Source organism: Amycolatopsis thermophila, assembly GCF_030814215.1.
Taxonomy (GTDB): domain Bacteria; phylum Actinomycetota; class Actinomycetes; order Mycobacteriales; family Pseudonocardiaceae; genus Amycolatopsis_E; species Amycolatopsis_E thermophila.
Map to the genome: position 1 here is coordinate 1,129,502 of NZ_JAUSUT010000001.1, position 21,104 is coordinate 1,150,605.

The following is a 21,104-nucleotide window of genomic DNA, read 5'->3' on the forward strand; positions in this document are numbered from 1 at the left end:
GACCTGAGTCGGATGAGCCAGGAGGGCTGGGCCTCCGCCGAACATGGCCGAGGCCCAGCGAACGGCGGGCGCTGTAGCGCCTCGCCGTCGCTGGGCCTGGCGGTCACGCATGCCCTGGTGCCGGCCACGCGTGCACCGGCCGTGCGGCTCGTGTCCGCGGGCTGGGCGCCGTGCGCGTCGGCGTTGGCGGCTTGGTCATGGCCGCGCGGGCGATGATCAGAGCCCGGTGCCGCTATCAACGCTGTGATGCGGACACCGAATCCCGAAGGCCCGGGCTCATCCGCGGTGACGTCCGGCGCGTTGGGTAGCCCAGCGCGCGATCCAGTCCCACCGGCGGGCGGCGCGTGGGTTGGGGCGCACCTGCCGTGGGCGGACGTCTTCGTGGAGGGATTGTATTCGGGCTCTTGCCAGTTCTTCGTTGAGCAACATGCGGGTGATCTCCTTGGTCATGGGTGCGACCCCGGCTCGGGGGCGCGGTGTGCTCGGATGCTTCGTCCAGCCGAGGGCGGCGAAGGGGGCTTCAGTACTCATGCGGCTGCACTCTGCTGATCGGTGCGGTTGCGGCGCTCGAGGCGCTTCTCCGCGACGGGCGTTTCCACCGGGTTCTTGCGCGGGCGTCCCCGCGGCCGCTTGCGCGCGACCACGACACCGCGTTCGAAGATCTCGCCTCCCCAAACCCCCCAGGGCTCCCGCCGGGCGAGCGCGCCGGACAGGCACGCATTCCGGATCGGGCAGTCGGCGCACCGGCTCTTGGCCAGTTCCAGATCCGCCGGTGACTCCGCGAACCACAGATCCGCATCGCCCGACCTGCAGGGCAGGTCCGCTTCAGGCGAGGCCACGGCATCGAAAAGCTCGCCAATCCCGGATCCCAGGCCGGCGAGTTCGTCGGGTAACGCCTTCTCTGACGCGAAGGCGATTGCCGATGACATTCCCGTTCTCCTTTGTGTAGTAACGGTTTTTCGGTTGTGAGGTGGTACAAAAACACGAGGGCCGCGGATCCGATACTCGGTTCCGCGGCCCTCGTGAGCCTGTCTCCCTGACGGGGGGGTCAGAGTCTGAGCTCCGGCGGAGCCAGCGGAACGTGGAGTCGGGTCTGCTTGTCGGTCGGGACGTACGCCGGCTTGGCGGCGGACACAGTGATCCCGTCGAAGCGGTCACGCAGCCGGGCGAGAATCGGCAGATCGGTGCCGATCAGCGCGGCACCCCAGCCATTCGCGCACGCCATCGCCGTGCGGGCGAAGGGCAGAGCGGTGCCAGGGTTGGTGACCGTAGTCGAAATCTTCACGTCCCAGCACCTCCTCTCTCGTCCTTCGCTCCTCGCCGGCGGGCGACGGGCGGTTCGCTTCGCGGGCACTTCTCACCCGCTCAAGCAGGTTATTGCCCCAGCCCTGGAGGGGGCAACTCATTTTCCCCAGAACTTTCGCCAGCGACGAAGATCGTCCCTGAGCAGCGGTTCCGCCGCGCGAACCCGCCTTCCGACGCGGTCAAGCGGCCGCGCGCGGCCAAACACTGGCCCGCGGTGACAGTCGCTGTTGCGGTGACTGTGCGGGCCGCGGTGAGGGCGCCGGGCCGTGATGTCACGCAGCGCTGTGGTGAGGACGCCGGGCGCGATGACACGCCGAATGGGGTGAGGTGCCAAGCGCGGCAACCAGCCGAGGCGGGCGAGGGTGCCGAGCGCGGCAACAGGCCGAGCCGTGGCGATGAGGGTGCCGGGAGGGCGACAGCCGAGACGGGCCGAGGCGGCCGCACCAGGGCACGGCAGCCGCGTGGGAGTCATGCGTCTGATGCACCGCAGCCGAAACTGACCGCGGTCACGCGCAAGACCTGGGTCGGGCACCAGGTCGCAGTCATCCACAGAGCTGCAGCAAGGCAGTCGCACCGCGGGCATGCGCCTGAGTCGCCGAAGGGCAGGAGGGTGCGCCACAGGTCAACCTGAACCGCAGTAAGGGCGGCCCGCGCCTCAGTCCACCTGCGGCCCGCGCCGGCACCGGCATCACACGCACGCACACCGCCTCACGGGCGAACCCCGAACCGTCGTAAGCGCAGGCCCTTACGCCTCAGTCCACCTGCGGCGCGCGCCGACACCGCCGTCACGCACACACACCGCCTCGCGGGCGATCCGCCTGAACCGCCGTAAGCGCAGGCGCTTGCGCCGAGGTCAACCGGAGGGGTGGGGAGGCACCTGCTCGAACCTCCGGCGGCGTCAGCGTCGGCGTGTAGGTGCCGCCCTCCCGGACCACGGTCGGCGGCGGCATTTACGTGCCGGCTTCCGGACCACGGTCAGCGGCGGCATTTACGTGCCGGCTTCCCCGACCACGGTCAGCCGCGGCGTTCAGGCGCCGCCTTCCCGGACCACGGTCAGCACCTCGTCGCCGAAGCGTTGGACCTTGGTGGGGCCGATGCCGGAGATCGCGACCAGTCCGCGTGCGTCGTCGGGGCGCTGTTCGGCTATCGCGATCAGCGTGGCGTCCGTGAAGACGACGAACGGGGGCACCTTCAGCTCCCGCGCCCGCTCCGCCCGCCACTCCTTCAACCGGTCGAGCAGGCCCTCGTCCAGGTCCGACGGGCACCTCGCGCACCGCCCGAGCTTGATCTCCAGCGTGTTCGCCAGCTGCTCGCCGCAGATCCGGCAACACGGCTTCGCCCGGGAGTCGCGCGTCGGCTGGCGTCGGGGGACTCGGGCGGCCGGGTGCTCGTCCGGGATCAACCCGTACAGGAACCTGCTCCGCCGCCGGTGCCGTCGCCCGCCCGGATGCCGCGACAACGACCACGACAACCACAGGTGCTCCCGCGCCCGCGTCACCCCCACGTAGAACAGCCGCCGCTCCTCCTCCACCGCGGCCTCGTCCCCGTCCGCGTGCTGGATCGGCATCGTCCCCTCGGCCAGCCCCACCAGGAACACCGCGTCCCACTCCAGGCCCTTCGCCGCGTGCAGCGACGCGAGCGTGACGCCCTCCACCGTCGGCGGGTGCTGCGCCGCCGCCCGCTGCTCCAGCTCCGCGACGTACCGGCCCATCGACGCGCCCTCGACCGTCGACGCCAGCTCCTCCGCCAACTCGACCAGCGCCAGCAGCGCGTCCCACCGCTCCTTCGCCGCCCCGCCCGCCGGCGGCTGCTCGGTCAGCCCGACCCGCGCCAGCACCGCCCGGACCGCGGGCACCAGCTCCGCGGACGGGGGATCCGCCGACGCGGTCCGCAGCGCCGCCATCGCCTGCCGGATCTCGCGCCGCTCGAAGAACCGCTCGCCACCACGGACCAGGTACGGGATCTGCAGGTCGGTGAGCGCCTGCTCGTAGACCTCCGACTGGGCGTTGACCCGGTAGAGGATCGCGATCTCACTCGCCGGCACCCCGCCGTCGAGGAGCTGCCGGACCCGCCCGGCGACCGCGCCCGCCTCGGTCGGCTCGTCCTCGAACTCCGCGAACCGCGGCTCCGGCCCGGGCGGGCGCTGCCCGACCAGTTTCAGCCGCGACCCCGCGGGGCGGCCGCGCGCCGCACCGATGACCTTGTTCGCCAGCTCCACGACCTGCGGCGTGGACCGGTAGTCGCGCTCCAGGCGGACCACCGTGGCCTCCGGGAACCGGCGGGTGAAGTCCAGCAGCGGCCGCGGCGACGCCCCGCCGAACGAGTAGATGGTCTGGTTCGCGTCCCCGACCACCGTGATGTCGTCGCGCCCGCCGAGCCACGCGTCGAGCAGCCGCTGCTGCAACGGAGTGACGTCCTGGTACTCGTCGACCACGAAGCACCGGTACCGGTCGCGGAACTCGCGGGCGACGTCGGCGTGCTCCTCCAGCGCTGCCGTCGTGTGCAGCAGGAGGTCGTCGAAGTCGAGCATCCGCGCGGTGTTCTTGACCTCCTCGTACTGGCGGTAGACCTCGGCCACCTGCGCGGCCTGCATCGGGGTGTCGCGCTGCAGCCGCGCGACCTGAGCGGGGTAGTCGTCCGGACTGATCAGCGACGCCTTCGCCCATTCGATCTCGCCGGCCAGATCCCGCAGGATCTCGGCGTCGCTGCTGATCCGCGACCGCTGGGCGGCCTGGGCGACCAGCCGCAGCTTGCCGTCGAGCAGGTCCCACATCCGGTCGCCCACCACGCGCGGCCAGAAGTACCGCAGCTGGCGGCGGGCGGCCGCGTGGAACGTCAGGGCCTGGGCGCCCTCGACCCCCAGCGCGCGCAACCGCGTCCGCATCTCACCCGCCGCGCGCGCGGTGAACGTGACCGCGAGCACCTGACCTGCGGAAACGTGCCCGGACGCGATCAGGTGGGCGATGCGGTGGGTGATGGTGCGCGTCTTGCCGGTGCCCGCGCCGGCGAGGACGCAGACCGGCCCGCGCGGGGCTGCGGCGGCGGCACGCTGCTCAGGGTCCAGCCCGTCCAACAGGCCCGTCGGGGACTTGGTCACAGGTGCGCTAGCCACCCCGGCATCCTCGCAGAGGGGACCGACAGGACCGCGCCGCCCTGCCCGGCCGTATCCTGGTTCATATGGCGGGAAAGCAGGACAAAGAGGCTGCCAAGCAGGCCAAGGCGGAACGGCGCGCCGCGAGCAAGGCCCGGCGCGGCCAGATCTGGGAAGCGTTCAAGATGCAGCGCCGCGACGACAAGGCGCTGCTGCCCTGGATGATCGGCGCGTTCCTGGTCGTGGCCGCGATCTTCGTCGTGGCCGGGCTGCTGCTGAACATGCTGGTGGTCCTGCTGCCGCTGGGCATCGTCCTGGGCGCGCTGGCGGCGGTGATCATCTTCGGCCGCCGGGTGCAGCGCAACGTGTTCGCGAAGGCCGACGGTCAGCCCGGGGCCGCGGGGTGGGCGCTGGACAACCTGCGCGGTCGCTGGAAGGTGACCCAGACGGTGGCCGCGACCACGCAGCTGGACGCCGTGCACCGCGTGCTCGGCGGGCCTGGCGTGGTGCTCGTCGGCGAGGGCGCCCCGCACCGGGTGCGGAACCTGCTCTCGCAGGAGAAGAAGCGGGTGGCCCGCCTGGTCGGCGACACCCCGATCTACGAGGTCGTGGTCGGCAACGAGGAGGGCCAGGTCCCGCTGCGCCGCCTGTCGAGCCACATGATGAAGCTGCCGCGCAACCTGCGCCCGGCCCAGGTCGACGCGCTGGAGGCCAAGCTCGCGGCCCTGGGCAACCGCGGTGGTGCGGCGCTGCCGAAGGGCCCGATGCCGCAGGGCGCGAAGATGCGCAGCGTGCAGCGCGTCATGAAGCGCCGCTGACAGACCGGAAAAAAACGGCCCCGACCGCTCGGTCGGGGCCGTTTTTCGGTTCAGCGCATTCGGATGACCACGGTTCCGGTGACCCGGTCGAGCCAGCTTCGGCCGTCCGCGTTGCGGATGGCCGCGGGAATGATCACGAAAGTGAGCGCGGCGCGCACGATCGCGCGGGGCACACCGACCATCTGGGCGCCGTCCAGCCGGGCGACCCGGATTCCGGTCACCGCCATTCCCGCGGTGAATCCGAAGAACGAGACCGGGATCACCGTGACGATCGCCCACACCGCGACCGACCACAGGTTGTAGGACTGCATCGCGGCCGTGTTCTGCAGGTCTGGCCGGATGAACAGTGAGGTCAGCAGGGACGCGACGACCAGGTCGACGAGCAGCCCGACCAGACGCGCGCCGCCGCCTGCCACCGAGCCGACACCCTGCTCGGGAAGCCCCAGTCGTTCCCCTCGCCAGCCCGGGGGCTCCTCGGCCCCGGCGGGCCGAGGGCCGGACAGCCACTCACCGGTCCATCTCGCCACCCGTCCAGGGTATGCCGGTGGCGAACACCACTCCTGCCCTGGTGTGCTGGGACGTATCGCCCCACCCGTTAACATCCGCGAAACATACGGGTGACGGTCGGGCAACACCGCACTCTTAGCGTGAGCCGAAGAGAGTACTGCCACCGGCAATGCGTATGAAGGAGTTACAGAGGGTGTCCACTACTCCAGACGATATCCAGCGTCTCATCACAGATGAGAACGTGCAGTTCGTTGACGTTCGGTTCTGTGATCTGCCGGGTGTGATGCAGCACTTCACCGTCCCCGCCAAGGCCTTCGACGCCGACGCGTTCGAAGAGGGCCTGGCTTTCGACGGCTCCTCGGTGCGCGGCTTCCAGTCGATCCACGAGTCGGACATGCTGCTGCTCCCCGACCCCGAGACGGCGCGGATCGACCCGTTCCGCAAGGAGAAGACCCTCTCCATCAACTTCTTCGTGCACGACCCGTTCACCCGTGAGGCGTACAGCCGCGACCCGCGCAACATCGCGCGCAAGGCCGAGCAGTACATCGCCGAGTCGGGCGTGGCCGACACCGTGTTCTTCGGCCCCGAGGCCGAGTTCTACGTGTTCGACTCGGTCCGCTTCAACTCCGCCGAGAACGGCTCCTTCCACGAGATCGACTCGGTCGAGGGCTGGTGGAACACCGGCCGCGAAGAAGAGGGCGGCAACCGCGGTTACAAGACCCGTTTCAAGGGCGGCTACTTCCCCGTCCCGCCGGTCGACCACTTCGCCGACCTGCGTGACGAGATCAGCCAGAAGCTGACCAACTCCGGTTTCGAGCTCGAGCGCGCGCACCACGAGGTCGGCACCGCCGGCCAGGCCGAGATCAACTACAAGTTCAACACGCTGCTGCACGCCGCGGACGACCTGCAGCTGTTCAAGTACATCGTGAAGAACACGGCGTGGAACGCGGGCAAGACCGCGACCTTCATGCCGAAGCCGCTGTTCGGTGACAACGGTTCCGGGATGCACTGCCACCAGTCGCTGTGGAAGGACGGCCAGCCGCTGTTCTACGACGAGTCCGGTTACGCCGGCCTGTCGGACATGGCCCGCCACTACATCGGCGGCATCCTGGCCCACGCGCCGTCGCTGCTGGCCTTCACCAACCCGACGGTGAACTCCTACCACCGGCTGGTGCCGGGCTTCGAGGCGCCGGTCAGCCTGGTGTACTCGCAGCGCAACCGCTCGGCCTGCGTCCGCATCCCGATCACCGGCAGCAACGCCAAGGCCAAGCGCATCGAGTTCCGCTGCCCGGACTCGTCCGGCAACCCGTACCTGGCGTTCGCCGCGATGATGATGGCCGGCCTGGACGGCATCAAGAACAAGATCGAGCCGCCGGAGCCGATCGACAAGGACCTCTACGAGCTTCCGCCCGAGGAGGCCAAGGACGTCAAGCAGGTCCCGGCCACGCTGGACGAGGTGCTGAACAACCTCGAGGCCGACCACGACTTCCTCACCGAGGGCGGCGTGTTCACCCCCGACGTCATCGAGACCTGGATCTCGCTGAAGCGCGAGACCGAGATCGACCCGCTGCGGCTGCGTCCGCACCCGTACGAGTTCGCGCTGTACTACGACGTGTGATCCGGACCGGATAGGAACACCCTGAGCGCGCCGGCGGCGAGGAGCGGAAAACGCCCTCGCCGCCGGCGTTCTTGTTCCTCCTGCCGGTAGCCCCGCTTGTCCAGAACGCCCCGTGGGCCAGCTCGCCGCCGGGCGCGCGACGTCCCGGCCGCGGTGGAAGGAGAAGCCACCGCGGCAGGGGCGCCGAGGGCTGTCATCGCCGCCACCCCGGCTCGTGGTGTCTCATCACGGGCGCAGCATGATTGCCAGTGGCCGCGGGTTATTCGGCCCCGAAGACCGACAGGTCGACACCGGCGCGCTCGAACCGGCCGCGCGGGTCCTCCACCAGCTTGCGGCGCTCCAGGTCCATCAGGCCCAGCGTGCTGGTGATCTCGGCGGACAGGGTGCCGTCGGCCTTGTAGACGTTGTTGACCATGTGGAAGGTCTTGCCCGTGCCGAACTTCGCCTCGCAGATCACGTGGACGGTCTCGCCGGCGCGGATCTCCCGGCGGAACACGATGTGCGACTCCAGCAGCACCGGCGCCACGTTCTCCTCACGCAGCTTGCCGCCACCGGCCCGCTCCATCGCCTCGATGCGCGCGACCTCACCGTAGGAGTGGTAGACGGCGTGGTTGAGGTGGCCGAGCGTGTCCAGCTCGTAGTGCCTGACCTTGATCTCCACCCGGAACGGCTCGCGCTGAGTCACCGATTCACTGTAAAACGCCGTTCCACGCCAGACGGCGCCTCGGGCGTGGGAGATTCGCCACGTCGTCAGGCCTCGTAGAAGAGCCGTTCGACCACGGCGTGCGCCCGCCGGGTGGTGCGGCGGTAGGAGTCGAGGAACTCGCCGGGGTCGTCGTCGGCGCTCTGGCCCAGGATCCGGGCCACCGCCGCCAGAGCCCGGCCGGACCCGGGCACCTGGTCCACCGCCTTGCCGCGGACCAGCATCGCGGCGTTGCGGACCCGGGTCGCGAGCAGCCACGCCTCGGTGAGCGACGCGGTGTCGTCCGGTTCGGCCAGACCCGCCTCCGCCATCGCGGCCAGCGCCCCCGGCGTCGACGTGGTCCGCAAGTCCGGGACCTCGAAGGCGTGCCGGAGCTGGAAGAGCTGCACGGTCCACTCGACGTCCGCCAGCCCGCCGCGGCCCAGCTTCGTGTGCAGGGTCGGGTCGGCGCCCCGCGGCATCCGCTCGGTGTCCACCCGCGCCTTCATGCGCCGCACCTCCCGCGCCCGGCCGGCGTCGAGGCCGCCGTCGGGGTAGCGGATCGGGTCGATCATCTCGATGAACCGCTCGCCCAGCTCCTCGTCGCCGGCGACGAACCGGGCGCGGAGCAGGGCCTGCGTCTCCCACACCTCGCCCCAGCGGGCGTAGTACGCGCGGTAGGAGTCGAGCGTGCGCACCAGGGGCCCACCGCGCCCCTCCGGGCGCAGGTCGGCGTCCACCTGCAACGGCGGGTCGGCGCTCGGCGCGCCGAGCATCTTCCGCACCATCTCGGCGACCGACGACGCGTACCGCACCGCGTCCCCGTCCGCGACGCCCTCGGCCGGCTCGCAGACGAACAGCACGTCGGCGTCCGACCCGTACCCCAGCTCAGCGCCACCGAGGCGGCCCATGCCGATGACGGCCAGCTTCGCCGCCTCGCCGCCCAGTTCGGCGGTGCGCTTGCGGATCGCCGCGGACAGCGCGCTCTGCAACACCGCCACCCACACCGACGACAGCGCCTCACACACGTCGCGCACGTCCAGCAGGCCCAACAGGTCCGCCGCCGCGACCCGGAGGATCTCGTGACGCCGCAACGACCGGGCCGCCGCCACCGCGGCGTTGAGACCCGGCTGCCTGCGGACGGTCGCGCGCAGGGATTTCGCGACCTCGGCGGGCGCGCGACCGGTGAGCCGCGCGGGATCGCCGAGAAGCTGCAGCACCTCGGGTGCACGCACGAGCAGGTCCGGCACCAGCTTCGAGGTGCCGAGCAGGAACGCGAGCCGCTCGACGACCGCGCCCTCGTCCCGCAGCACCCGCAGGTACCAGGGGGTGTCCTCCAGCGCCTCGGACACCTTGCGGTAGGCCAGCAGGCCGCCGTCCGGGTCCGGGGTGTCGGCGAGCAGGTCGAGCAGCACGGGCAGCAGCGCCTTCTGGATGGAGGCACGGCGGGACACCCCGGCGGTGAGGGCGCGGATGTGCTGCAGCGCGCCGTCCGGCGCCGCGTAGCCGAGGGCCGCCAGCCGTTGCGCGGCCTGCTTCGTGGTCAGCCGGAGGTCCTCTGTGGACACATTCGCCACCGACTGCAGCAGCGGGCGGTAGAACAGCTTCTCGTGCAGCCGCCGGATGCGCTGGATGTGGCGACGGAACTCGACGAGGAGGATGTCCCCCTCACCGCGGCCCATCTCCGGGCGGATCCCGATCGCGCGGCCGAGCACCCGCAGTTCCGCCGCGTCGCCGGCGTCGGGGAACAGGTGCGTGCGGCGGAGGCGCCGCAGCTGGAGCCGGTGCTCGACGGTGCGCAGGAACTCGTAGGAGGTCGTCAGCTCGGTGGCGTCGCTGCGGCCGACGTACCCACCCGCACCGAGCGCCGCCAGCGCCTCGACGGTCGAGGGTGAGCGGAGGCTGGGGTCCGCGCGGCCGTGGACGAGTTGCAGCAACTGGACCGCGAACTCGACATCCCGCAGGCCGCCACGGCCCAGCTTCAGCTCGCGCTCGGCCAGTTCGGACGGAACGTGTCCCTCCACGCGTCGGCGCATCTGCTGGACGTCGGCGACGAAGTTCTCCCGCTCGGCGGCCGCCCACACCATCGACGCGACCATCTCGGCGTACTGGCTGCCCAGTTCCGCGTCGCCGGCCACCGGGCGCGCCTTGAGCAGGGCCTGGAACTCCCAGGTCCGCGCCCACTTCTCGTAGTAGGCGGTGTGGCCCTCGAGGGTACGGACAAGGGCGCCGGCCTTGCCCTCCGGACGCAGGGCGGCGTCGACCTCGAAGCAGGCCTTGCCGACGACCCGCATCATCGTGCTGGCCAGGCGGGTGGCGAGCTGCAGGTCGCCCTCGCCGACGAAGATGACGTCCACGTCGCTGACGTAGTTGAGTTCGTGCCCGCCGCACTTGCCCATCGCGATCACGGCCAGGCGGGTGTCGCCGAGTCCCTTGGGCGCCTGCTCGGCCCGGGCGATCTCGAGGCCGGTGATGAGCGCGGCTTCGGCGAGGACGGTGAGCTGCTGGGCCACCGCGGCGTAGCGGGGAGCGTCGAGACTGCCCTCGACGAGGTGGCCCAGGTCCGTGCCCGCGATCTCCAGGAGGAGACCGCGGTAGGCGGCGCGCAGGGCGGTCTCGGCAGCCGGCCCGGTGCGGACGGTGTCGCCGTCGCGGACGGCGTCGAGCATGATCCGCGCGTAGCAATCGGCCTCGGTGCACTCGTCGGTCGCGAGGCGTTTCCACTCGCCCGGGTGACCGACGAGGAAGTCGCCGAGCGCGCTGGACGTACCGAGGACGGCGACGAGCCGGCCGCGGAGGATCTTGTTGTCCCGCAGCGCGCCGGCGAGTTCCGGCCAGCCCGGTTCGTCGGTCTCGCGGATGCGGTCGAGGCTGCGCAGCGCCAGGTCGGGATCGGCGCTCCGGGACAGGGCGACGAGGATGTCGAGGGCAGCCCGTTCGGGCCCGGTGTCGGTCCACCACCCCGCGGCTCGGAGTTGCTCCTCGGCCCGGTCGTCGGTGAAGCCGTATCGCGCCGGGGACGCGGCTCCTCGTGACTGCTCTGCCATCAGCGTCCACCGTAGCCGGGTTGGGCGGGGAGTTGTCGATCAAGTGAGGGGAAGGGACGGCGGCGGGGCGCTCTCCAGGGCGCCGTCGGCCAGCCGGACGAACCTGGTGACGAAGGGCCGCCAGGTCTCCTCGATGTCGGCGTGGTTGCGGTCGAGGGTTTCGGTGTCGAAGACCCTGGGCGGCCGGGTGGCGGCGATGTCGGGGGCCTCGTCCGCCCAGGCCTGGACGACCTGGGTGGTGGTTTCGATGTGGAACTGGATGCCGTAGGCGCTGCGGTGCAGGCGGAAGGCCTGGTTGGCGTACTTGGGGTTGGATGCGAGCAGGACGGCGCCGTTCGGAAGTCTTGTGATGACGTCGGTGTGGAAGTGCATGACGTCCTGCATGAGCGGCAGGTCGGCGAACAGGGGATCGCTCCAGGCCGCGTCCTTCTTCGCGACGAGCGCGGCCCCGACTTCGGGCCCGTCCGCGCCGCGCTCGACCCGGCCGCCGGTCGCGTCGGCGAGGAGCTGAGCGCCGAGGCAGATGGCGAGGGTGGGGACGTTGGTGCGTGCCGCGGTGGCGAGGACCGCGCGGACGTCCGCGAGCCAGGGGTGGATGGCGTCGTCGGCGGCGCTCATGCCGCCGCCCAGGCAGACGAGGCCCTGGTAGCCGTCGAGGGTGGCGGGGATCGGGTCGTCCGGGAGGCGCCGGAGGTCGAGTTCGGCGCCGGCGCCGGTGAGCCAGTCGCCGAGGGGCCCGACCGGGTCGGTGGGGTCGGGTTGCAGGACCAGGAGGCGCGTCGTCATGACGCCAGGATAAGGGCATGAAAAAGGCCCAGGGGCTTGGGAGAACAAGTGTTCTCGACCAAGCCCCTGGGTTTTCTGTGAAGTTGTGTTCGGCGGTGTCCTACTCTCCCACACCCGCGAGGGTGCAGTACCATCGGCGCTGGCAGGCTTAGCTTCCGGGTTCGGAATGGGACCGGGCGTTTCCCTACCGCCATGACCACCGAAACTCTCCGAAACAACACCAGAGTGTTCCAGACTGGTGTGGTGTCTCAGAGTTGCAGAGCGGATGCGTAGCAGCTTTGTGGGCAAGTCCTCGGCCTATTAGTACCAGTCCACTCAAAAACACATTACTGTGCGTCCATGTCTGGCCTATCAACCCAATCGTCTCTTGGGGGCCTTAACCCACAAAGGGGTGGGAGACCTCATCTAGGAACAGGCTTCCCGCTTAGATGCCTTCAGCGGTTATCCCTTCCGAACGTAGCTAACCAGCCATGCCACTGGCGTGACAACTGGCATACCAGAGGTTCGTCCGTCCCGGTCCTCTCGTACTAGGGACAGCCTTCCTCAAGTCTCCTACGCGCGCGGCGGATAGGGACCGAACTGTCTCACGACGTTCTAAACCCAGCTCGCGTGCCGCTTTAATGGGCGAACAGCCCAACCCTTGGGACCTACTCCGGCCCCAGGATGCGACGAGCCGACATCGAGGTGCCAAACCATGCCGTCGATATGGACTCTTGGGCAAGATCAGCCTGTTATCCCCGGGGTACCTTTTATCCGTTGAGCGACATCCCTTCCACCAGGAGATGCCGGATCACTAGTCCCTGCTTTCGCACCTGCTCGACCCGTCAGTCTCACAGTCAAGCTCCCTTGTGCACTTACACTCAACACCTGATTGCCAACCAGGCTGAGGGAACCTTTGGGCGCCTCCGTTACCTTTTAGGAGGCAACCGCCCCAGTTAAACTACCCACCAGGCACTGTCCCTGAACCCGATCAGGGCCCTAGGTTAGATTCCCAATCCGACCAGAGTGGTATTTCAACAACGACTCCACCCGAACTAGCGTCCAAGCTTCACAGTCTCCCACCTATCCTACACAAGCCGAACCGAAAACCAATACCAAGCTATAGTAAAGGTCCCGGGGTCTTTCCGTCCTGCCGCGCGTAACGAGCATCTTTACTCGTAGTGCAATTTCACCGGGCCTGTGGTTGAGACAGCCGGAAAGTCGTTACGCCATTCGTGCAGGTCGGAACTTACCCGACAAGGAATTTCGCTACCTTAGGATGGTTATAGTTACCACCGCCGTTTACTGGCGCTTAAATTCTCAGCTTCGCCCCCCGAAGAGAGCTAACCGGTCCTCTTAACGTTCCAGCACCGGGCAGGCGTCAGTCCATATACATCGTCTTACGACTTCGCATGGACCTGTGTTTTTAGTAAACAGTCGCTTTCCGCTGGTCTCTGCGGCCAACTCACCCTAGCCCGCACGGGGCTTCAAGTGCTTTGGCCCCCCTTCTCCCGAAGTTACGGGGGCATTTTGCCGAGTTCCTTAACCACAGTTCACCCGACCGCCTTAGTATTCTCTACCTGACCACCTGTGTCGGTTTGGGGTACGGGCCGCACATGTTCTCGCTAGAGGCTTTTCTCGGCAGCAGAGGATCACCCTACTTCGCCTCAACGGCTACGCATCACGTCTCAGACTCTATGAGCAGCGGATTTACCTACCACTCGTCCTACACGCTTACACCAGTACAACCACTCACTGGCGGAGCTACCTTCCTGCGTCACCCCATCGCTTGACTACTACACACTCAGGCCCCACGCTCACCACCATTGGCCCGAAGGCCGCCGGCAGCTCGGGTGGTTAGTATCATGCGCCTCGTCATGGGCGAACATACGCGGGTACGGGAATATCAACCCGTTGTCCATCGACTACGCCTGTCGGCCTCGCCTTAGGTCCCGACTTACCCTGGGCAGATTAACTTGACCCAGGAACCCTTGGTCATCCGGCGGCAGAGTTTCCCACTCTGCATTCGCTACTCATGCCTGCATTCTCACTCCCACACCCTCCACGACTCGCTTCCGCGGCCGCTTCTCTGGATGCAGGACGCTCCCCTACCCAACAACACCACTGCACACAACACTCAAAGCATTGCGCGGATGTATATGTGTCATTGACACGGCTTCGGCGGTGTACTTCAGCCCCGCTACATTATCGGCGCAGGACCACTTGACCAGTGAGCTATTACGCACTCTTTCAAGGATGGCTGCTTCTAAGCCAACCTCCTGGTTGTCTCGGCGACCCCACATCCTTTCCCACTAAGCACACACTTAGGGGCCTTAGCCGGTGTTCTGGGCTGTTTCCCTCTCGACGACGAAGCTTATCCCCCGCCGTCTCACTGCCGCACTCTCACGTGATGGTATTCGGAGTTTGGTTGACTTCGGTAACCCGGTAAGGCCCCTAGGCCATCCAGTAGCTCTACCCCCACCACGAAACATGCGACGCTGCACCTAAATGCATTTCGGGGAGAACCAGCTATCACGGAGTTTGATTGGCCTTTCACCCCTACCCACAACTCATCCCCCAGGTTTTCAACCCTGGTGGGTTCGGCCCTCCACGAGGTCTTACCCTCGCTTCAGCCTGGCCATGGGTAGATCACTCCGCTTCGGGTCTAGACCACGCGACTCACACGCCCTATTCAGACTCGCTTTCGCTACGGCTACCCCACACGGGTTAACCTCGCCACGCAGCACTAACTCGCAGGCTCATTCTTCAAAAGGCACGCCATCACAAAACCAAAGCTTCGCTCTGACGGCTTGTAGGCACACGGTTTCAGGTACTCTTTCACTCCCCTCCCGGGGTACTTTTCATCTTTCCCTCACGGTACTCGTCCGCTATCGGTCACCAGGAAGTATTTAGGCTTACCGAGTGGTCCCGGCAGATTCACAGCAAATTCCACGAGCTCGCTGCTACTCGGGAACACCACCACACAACACCAACACAGCTTTCGCGTACGGGACTCTCACCCACTCCGGTCCACCATCCCAGGCGGTTCCACTAACTGCGCGGCATCATGCCAGGAGTGTCAGCTCCTGGAAGGCAGGTCCCACAACCCCGCACACACAACCCCTGACAGGTATCACATGCGCACGGTTTAGCCTCCTCCGCTTTCGCTCGCCACTACTCACGGAATCACTAGTGTTTTCTCTTCCTACGGGTACTGAGATGTTTCACTTCCCCGCGTTCCCTCCACGCACCCTATATATTCAGATGCGGGTAACACCTCATAACAGGTGCTGGGTTTCCCCATTCGGACACCCTCGGATCACAGCTCGGTTGACAGCTCCCCGAGGCTTATCGCAGCCTCCCACGTCCTTCATCGGCTCCTGATGCCAAGACATCCACCATGTGCCCTTAACAACTTGACCACAAAGATGCTCGCATCCACTCTGCAATTCTCAAACACCACACCCAGAAACAACACACGTGTTGCCTCAGGACCCAACAGCGTATCAACAAGCACCCACCACCCACACCGTGGACCCTCGTTCCACACCAACCGAAGCCGGCAGTACTAAACGAACCCTTGGTACAAGCGATGAGCATCAGCCAGCCGTCCACAATTCCTCGAGCAACCAGACAACACCACACACGGGCGTTCAGCCTGGCCACTCCACGTCCCACCACAGTGAGCGTGGATGTGTTGTGCTCCTTAGAAAGGAGGTGATCCAGCCGCACCTTCCGGTACGGCTACCTTGTTACGACTTCGTCCCAATCGCCAGTCCCACCTTCGACCACTCCCTCCCCGCAAGCGGGGTTGGGCCATGGGCTTCGGGTGTTACCGACTTTCATGACGTGACGGGCGGTGTGTACAAGGCCCGGGAACGTATTCACCGCAGCGTTGCTGATCTGCGATTACTAGCGACTCCGACTTCACGCAGTCGAGTTGCAGACTGCGATCCGAACTGAGACCGGCTTTAAGGGATTCGCTCCACCTCACGGTATCGCAGCCCTCTGTACCAGCCATTGTAGCATGTGTGAAGCCCTGGACATAAGGGGCATGATGACTTGACGTCATCCCCACCTTCCTCCGAGTTGACCCCGGCAGTCTCCCGCGAGTCCCCGCCATTACGCGCTGGCAACACAGGACAAGGGTTGCGCTCGTTGCGGGACTTAACCCAACATCTCACGACACGAGCTGACGACAGCCATGCACCACCTGCACACCGGCCACAAGGGGGCCGACATCTCTGCCGGTTTCCAGTGCATGTCAAGCCCAGGTAAGGTTCTTCGCGTTGCATCGAATTAATCCACATGCTCCGCCGCTTGTGCGGGCCCCCGTCAATTCCTTTGAGTTTTAGCCTTGCGGCCGTACTCCCCAGGCGGGGCGCTTAATGCGTTAGCTACGGCACGGACAACGTGGAAGTCACCCACACCTAGCGCCCAACGTTTACAGCGTGGACTACCAGGGTATCTAATCCTGTTCGCTCCCCACGCTTTCGCTCCTCAGCGTCAGTATCGGCCCAGAGACCCGCCTTCGCCACCGGTGTTCCTCCTGATATCTGCGCATTTCACCGCTACACCAGGAATTCCAGTCTCCCCTACCGAACTCAAGCCTGCCCGTATCCACTGCAGGTCCGGAGTTAAGCCCCGGATTTTCACAGCAGACGCGACAAGCCGCCTACGAGCTCTTTACGCCCAATAATTCCGGACAACGCTTGCACCCTACGTATTACCGCGGCTGCTGGCACGTAGTTAGCCGGTGCTTCTTCTCCAGGTACCGTCACTTACGCTTCGTCCCTGGCGAAAGAGGTTTACAACCCGAAGGCCGTCATCCCTCACGCGGCGTCGCTGCATCAGGCTTCCGCCCATTGTGCAATATTCCCCACTGCTGCCTCCCGTAGGAGTCTGGGCCGTGTCTCAGTCCCAGTGTGGCCGGACACCCTCTCAGGCCGGCTACCCGTCGTCGCCTTGGTAGGCCATCACCCCACCAACAAGCTGATAGGCCGCGGGCCCATCCCGTACCGCCGAAACTTTCCACCCCACACCATGCGGCGCAAGGTCATATTCGGTATTAGACCCCGTTTCCAGGGCTTATCCCAAAGTACAGGGCAGGTTACCCACGTGTTACTCACCCGTTCGCCACTCATCCCCGGCCGAAACCGGTTCAGCGTTCGACTTGCATGTGTTAAGCACGCCGCCAGCGTTCGTCCTGAGCCAGGATCAAACTCTCCAACAATGTCAGAAAATCAAACCCGGCTATGATTCATAGCCTCAAAGGAACCCACAAAGGGTTCTAGCTAATCAAACTGGCTTTAGCTCATCAATACACTGTTGAGTTCTCAAACAACACGAAGCTGCTGCTTCTGCCAAGCTTTGTTTGTCTGCGGAGGGCGTCAGCAACCCTACTGGTTTAGTAGTAGTGGTTGGCGACCCACCCGCGGGCCGACCAAGAACTTTACCCGGTGCGGTTCGCGGTGTCAACACCGCCCGCCCCTGGCCCGTCCGCCGGGGCTTTCGGCCCCGTCGTCCCGGTCTCCCTGGCGACGAAGAGAAGATTACATGCCCCGGAACCCCCCTCGAACAGGGGGGTCCCTAAACGGCATTTCCCCTGGTCAGAGCACGGGTAGCAGGGTCCTCAGCTCGTACGGCGTCACCGAGCGGCGGTAGGCGTCCCACTCCGCGCGCTTGTTCCGGAGGAAGAAGTCGTAGACGTGCTCGCCCAGTGCGTCGGGCAGCAGTTCGGACTTCTCCATCTCGGCGAGCGCCTCGCCGAGGTTCTGCGGCAGCTGGTCGTAGCCGGCGGCCCGGCGTTCGGCATCGCTCATCGACCAGATGTTGTCCTCGGCCGCCGGCGGCAGCTCGTACCCCTTCTCGATGCCCTTCAACCCGGCGGCGATCACGACCGAGTAGGCGAGGTAGGGGTTGCAGGCCGAGTCGATCGTGCGGATCTCGACCCGCCGCGACGACGCCTTGCCCGGCGAGTAGTTCGGCACCCGCACCAGCGCGGACCGGTTCGCCCGGCCCCAGGACACCGTGGTCGGCGCCTCTCCCCCGCTGATCAGCCGCTTGTACGAGTTCACCCATTGGTTGGTCACCGCGGAGATCTCGCGGGCGTGGTAGAGCAGGCCGGCCACGAACGCCTTGCCCGTCTCGGACAACTCGTACGGGTCCTCGGGGTTGTGGAACGCGTTGCGGTCGCCCTCGAACAACGACACGTGCGTGTGCATCCCCGAACCGGGTTGCTCGGTGAACGGCTTGGGCATGAACGTCGCCCGCACCCCCTGGGTGAGCGCGACCTCCTTCACCACGTACCGGAAGGTCATGACGTTGTCGGCCATGGTCAGTGCGTCGGCGTAGCGCAGGTCGATCTCCTGCTGCCCGGGCGCGCCCTCGTGGTGGCTGAACTCGACCGAGATGCCCATCGCCTCCAGCGCCTCGATGGCGTGGCGACGGAAGTGCGTCGCGGTGGCGTGGCTGGCCTGGTCGAAGTACCCGCCGTTGTCCGCGGGCTCGGGCTCGCTGCCGTCCGAGGGCAACGACGAGAGCAGGAAGAATTCGATCTCCGGGTGCACGTAGCAGGTGAACCCGGCCTCGCCGGCCTTCGACAGCTGCCGCCTCAGCACGTGCCGCGGGTCGGCCCAGGACGGTGACCCGTCGGGCATGGCGATGTCGCAGAACATGCGCGCGGAGTAGTGCCCGCCCTCCGGTGTCTCCCAGGGCAGCACCTGGAACGTGGACGGGTCGGGCTTGGCGATCATGTCCGACTCGTAGACGCGCGCGAACCCCTCGATGGCGGAGCCGTCGAACCCGATCCCGTCACTGAACGCGCCCTCGAGCTCGGCCGGGGCGACGGCCACCGACTTGAGGAACCCCAAGACGTCGGTGAACCACAGTCGGACGAACCGGATGTCACGTTCTTCCAGCGTGCGCAGCACGAACTCCTGCTGGCGATCCATGGCCGCACCCTACGCAGGGCGTGTTAACGGCATGTTTCGTGGTTCGCGCGCTGCCACCACCGAGGGAATGAGCAGGGACATCACCGCCGCCAGAGCGCACAACCCGCCCGAGATGTACCACGCGAGGTCGTAACTCCCGGCGTGGTCGTGGATCAGGCCGGCGCCCACCGCGGCGATCGAGGCGCCGACCTGGTGGGAGGCGAAGACCCAGCCGAACACGATGGGACCGCTCAGGCCGAAGTGCTCGCGGGCCAGCGCCACCGTCGGCGGCACCGTGGCCACCCAGTCCAGGCCGTAGAAGACGATGAACGCCCACATCGGCGGCTGGGTGGTCGGCGCGAAGAGGTGCGGCAGCAGGAGCAGCGACCCGCCGCGCAGGAAGTAGTAGACGCCGAGCAGGATCCGCGGGTTGACCCGGTCGGTGAACCAGCCGGAAGCGATCGTGCCGGCCACGTCGAAGACCCCCACCAGCGCCAGCAGCGAGGCCGCGGTGGTGGGCGGCATGCCGTGCTCGTGCGCCGCGGGGACGAAATGGGTCTGGATCAGGCCGTTGGTGGACGCCCCGCAGATCGCGAACCCGCCCGCGAGCAGCCAGAACGCGCGCGTCTTCGCGGCCTGTCCCAGCACCTGCAGCGCGCGCCGGCCCGCTCCGGACGACGGCGGCACCTCCTCGGCTTCGGTCGCGCCGTACGCGGTCAGGCCGATCTCGCTCGGGTGGTCGCGCAGGAAGATCAGCGTGATCGGGACGACCGCGAGCGCGGCGAAGGCGACCACCAACGACGCGGTGCGCCACCCCTCGTGCGTGGCCAGTGCCGCCAGGACCGGCAGGAACACCAGCTGCCCGGCGGCGCCCGCGGCGGTCAGGACGCCGCTGACCAGGCCGCGGTGGCGGACGAACCAGCGGGCGGTCACGGTCGCCACGAACGCGAGCGCCATCGAGCCGGTGCCCAGGCCGACGAGCACGCCCCAGCACAGCAGCAGCTGCCAGCTCGCGGTCATGAAGACCGTCAGCCCGCTGCCCGCCGCGACCAGGACGAGCGCGCCGACGACCACGCGGCGCATGCCCAGCCGCTCCATCAGGGCCGCGGCGAACGGCGCGGTCAGGCCGTACAGCAGGAGGTTGATCGACACCGCGGCCGAAATCGTGGTCGTCGACCAGCCGAACTCCTGGTGCAGCGGGTCGATCAGCACACTGGGCGTTGCGCGGAAACCGGCGGCGCCGACCAGCGCGACAAAAGCCGCGAAGGCGACGAACCAGGCCGGGTGGATGCGCGACTTCGTTCTCGTCACCGGAACAGCGTCGTCGATCGACAGCACTTCGACGAGTGGCCGGAGCGCCAATATGTGCAAGAATCCGGCCATGCACCGCGTTGTGGTCCTCGCGATCCCGGAGGTCGTCGGGTACGACCTGAACATCGCTCCGCTCGTCTTCGGTGCCGCGGGTCAGGACGGCGAGAAGCTCTACGACGTGCGGGTTTGCGGTGTCGACCACCAGCCGGTGCGCGTCAGCTACGGCTACGACGCGCACCTCGGCCACGGGCCGGAAGCGCTGGACGACGCCGACACCGTCGTGATTCCCGGCACCCGCGTCCACGGTCCCCGGCAGGAGGGTGTGCTCTCGCCCGAACTGGCCGCGGCGCTGGCCCGGATCCCCCCGTCGGCCCGGCTCGTGTCGATCTGCACCGGCGCCTTCGTGCTGGGCGCCGCCGGAGTCCTCGACGGGCGCCGCGCGACGACACACTGGGCGTACGCGGCCTCCTTCCGGCAGCTCTACCCGAAGGTCGACCTGGACGAGAACGTGCTGTTCGTGGACGACGGCGACGTCCTCACCTCGGCCGGCCTCGCCGCCGGGGTGGACCTGTGCCTGCACATCGTGCGCTCCGACCACGGCAGCGCGGTCGCCAACCAGGTCGCCCGGCACTGCGTGGTGCCGCCGTGGCGCGACGGCGGGCAATCGCAGTTCATCGACCAGCCCCTCCCCGACGGGGACGGCAGCACCGCGGCGACACGCGCCTGGGTGCTGGAACGGCTCGGCGAACCGCTCGACCTGGCCGCGCTGGCCCGGCACGCCGGCATGAGCGTGCGCACCTTCAGCCGCCGCTTCCGCGCGGAGACCGGCCAGTCGCCGCGGGCGTGGCTGAACCAGCAGCGCGTGCTGCACGCCCGGCACCTGCTGGAGACCACGGACCTGCCCGTCGAGCGGGTCGCCGCCGAGGCCGGCCTGGGGACCGCGGCATCCCTGCGGCAGCACCTCAACGCGGCCATCGGCGTCGCCCCGCTGGCCTACCGCCGCACCTTCGCCCGCCGCTGATCGCTAC

At 67.4% G+C, this 21,104-nt stretch carries 12 protein-coding genes and 3 rRNA genes; 3 read left to right on the plus strand and 12 right to left on the minus strand.

Going from position 1 to position 21,104, the window contains the following annotated elements:
• Positions 1–527 precede the first annotated feature (527 nt).
• The 3 genes from FB470_RS05615 to FB470_RS05625 form a co-directional block, all read right to left on the minus strand.
• Complete coding sequence (locus FB470_RS05615) at positions 528–929, minus strand: WhiB family transcriptional regulator (protein ID WP_306989288.1); 402 nt, start codon at positions 927–929, stop codon at positions 528–530.
• 119 nt (positions 930–1,048) lie between these two features.
• A complete protein-coding gene (locus FB470_RS05620) occupies positions 1,049–1,285 on the minus strand; it encodes a hypothetical protein (protein ID WP_306989289.1) in 237 nt (78 codons plus the stop codon).
• 1,047 nt (positions 1,286–2,332) lie between these two features.
• A complete protein-coding gene (locus FB470_RS05625; RefSeq protein WP_306999067.1) occupies positions 2,333–4,402 on the minus strand; it encodes an ATP-dependent DNA helicase UvrD2 in 2,070 nt (689 codons plus the stop codon).
• An 80-nt stretch (positions 4,403–4,482) separates the two neighbouring features.
• On the opposite strand from FB470_RS05625, the gene FB470_RS05630 reads away from it, so the two are divergent.
• Positions 4,483–5,214 carry a DUF4191 domain-containing protein gene (locus tag FB470_RS05630; protein WP_306989291.1) on the plus strand — a complete coding sequence of 244 codons (732 nt, stop codon included), beginning with the start codon at positions 4,483–4,485 and terminating at the stop codon, positions 5,212–5,214.
• Between the two features lie 50 nt (positions 5,215–5,264).
• Here the strand turns inward: FB470_RS05630 and FB470_RS05635 are convergent, their stop codons facing one another.
• A complete protein-coding gene (locus FB470_RS05635) occupies positions 5,265–5,741 on the minus strand; it encodes an RDD family protein (RefSeq protein WP_306989292.1) in 477 nt (158 codons plus the stop codon).
• Positions 5,742–5,914: 173 nt separating this feature from the next.
• On the opposite strand from FB470_RS05635, the gene glnA (FB470_RS05640) reads away from it, so the two are divergent.
• Positions 5,915–7,339 (plus strand): type I glutamate--ammonia ligase, encoded by a 1,425-nt coding sequence (gene glnA, locus FB470_RS05640; RefSeq protein WP_306989293.1) that lies wholly within the window; start codon positions 5,915–5,917, stop codon positions 7,337–7,339.
• A 259-nt stretch (positions 7,340–7,598) separates the two neighbouring features.
• Here the strand turns inward: glnA (FB470_RS05640) and FB470_RS05645 are convergent, their stop codons facing one another.
• From FB470_RS05645 to FB470_RS05680, 8 genes are all read right to left on the minus strand, one after another.
• On the minus strand, positions 7,599–8,024 hold the full coding sequence (locus FB470_RS05645) for an acyl-CoA thioesterase (protein WP_306989295.1): 426 nt from the start codon (positions 8,022–8,024) through the stop codon (positions 7,599–7,601).
• A gap of 65 nt (positions 8,025–8,089) precedes the next feature.
• A complete protein-coding gene (locus FB470_RS05650) occupies positions 8,090–11,068 on the minus strand; it encodes a bifunctional [glutamine synthetase] adenylyltransferase/[glutamine synthetase]-adenylyl-L-tyrosine phosphorylase (RefSeq protein ID WP_306989297.1) in 2,979 nt (992 codons plus the stop codon).
• Positions 11,069–11,107: 39 nt separating this feature from the next.
• A complete protein-coding gene (locus FB470_RS05655; protein WP_306989298.1) occupies positions 11,108–11,854 on the minus strand; it encodes a type 1 glutamine amidotransferase in 747 nt (248 codons plus the stop codon).
• Positions 11,855–11,941: 87 nt separating this feature from the next.
• Positions 11,942–12,058, minus strand: a 5S ribosomal RNA gene (gene rrf, locus FB470_RS05660).
• 76 nt (positions 12,059–12,134) lie between these two features.
• Positions 12,135–15,255, minus strand: a 23S ribosomal RNA gene (locus FB470_RS05665).
• A 288-nt stretch (positions 15,256–15,543) separates the two neighbouring features.
• Positions 15,544–17,066 (minus strand): 16S ribosomal RNA (locus FB470_RS05670).
• The 16S, 23S and 5S rRNA genes sit together here, the layout of an rRNA operon.
• A gap of 376 nt (positions 17,067–17,442) precedes the next feature.
• Positions 17,443–18,786: a type I glutamate--ammonia ligase gene (gene glnA / locus FB470_RS05675; protein ID WP_306989299.1), complete on the minus strand. Its 1,344-nt coding sequence runs from the start codon at positions 18,784–18,786 to the stop codon at positions 17,443–17,445.
• A 9-nt stretch (positions 18,787–18,795) separates the two neighbouring features.
• A complete protein-coding gene (locus tag FB470_RS05680) occupies positions 18,796–20,148 on the minus strand; it encodes an MFS transporter (RefSeq protein WP_306989300.1) in 1,353 nt (450 codons plus the stop codon).
• Between FB470_RS05680 and FB470_RS05685 the strand changes: the two genes are divergently transcribed.
• Positions 20,147–21,097: a GlxA family transcriptional regulator gene (locus FB470_RS05685; RefSeq protein WP_306989301.1), complete on the plus strand. Its 951-nt coding sequence runs from the start codon at positions 20,147–20,149 to the stop codon at positions 21,095–21,097. The genes FB470_RS05680 and FB470_RS05685 overlap by 2 nt on opposite strands.
• The last annotated feature ends 7 nt before the right edge of the window (positions 21,098–21,104 follow it).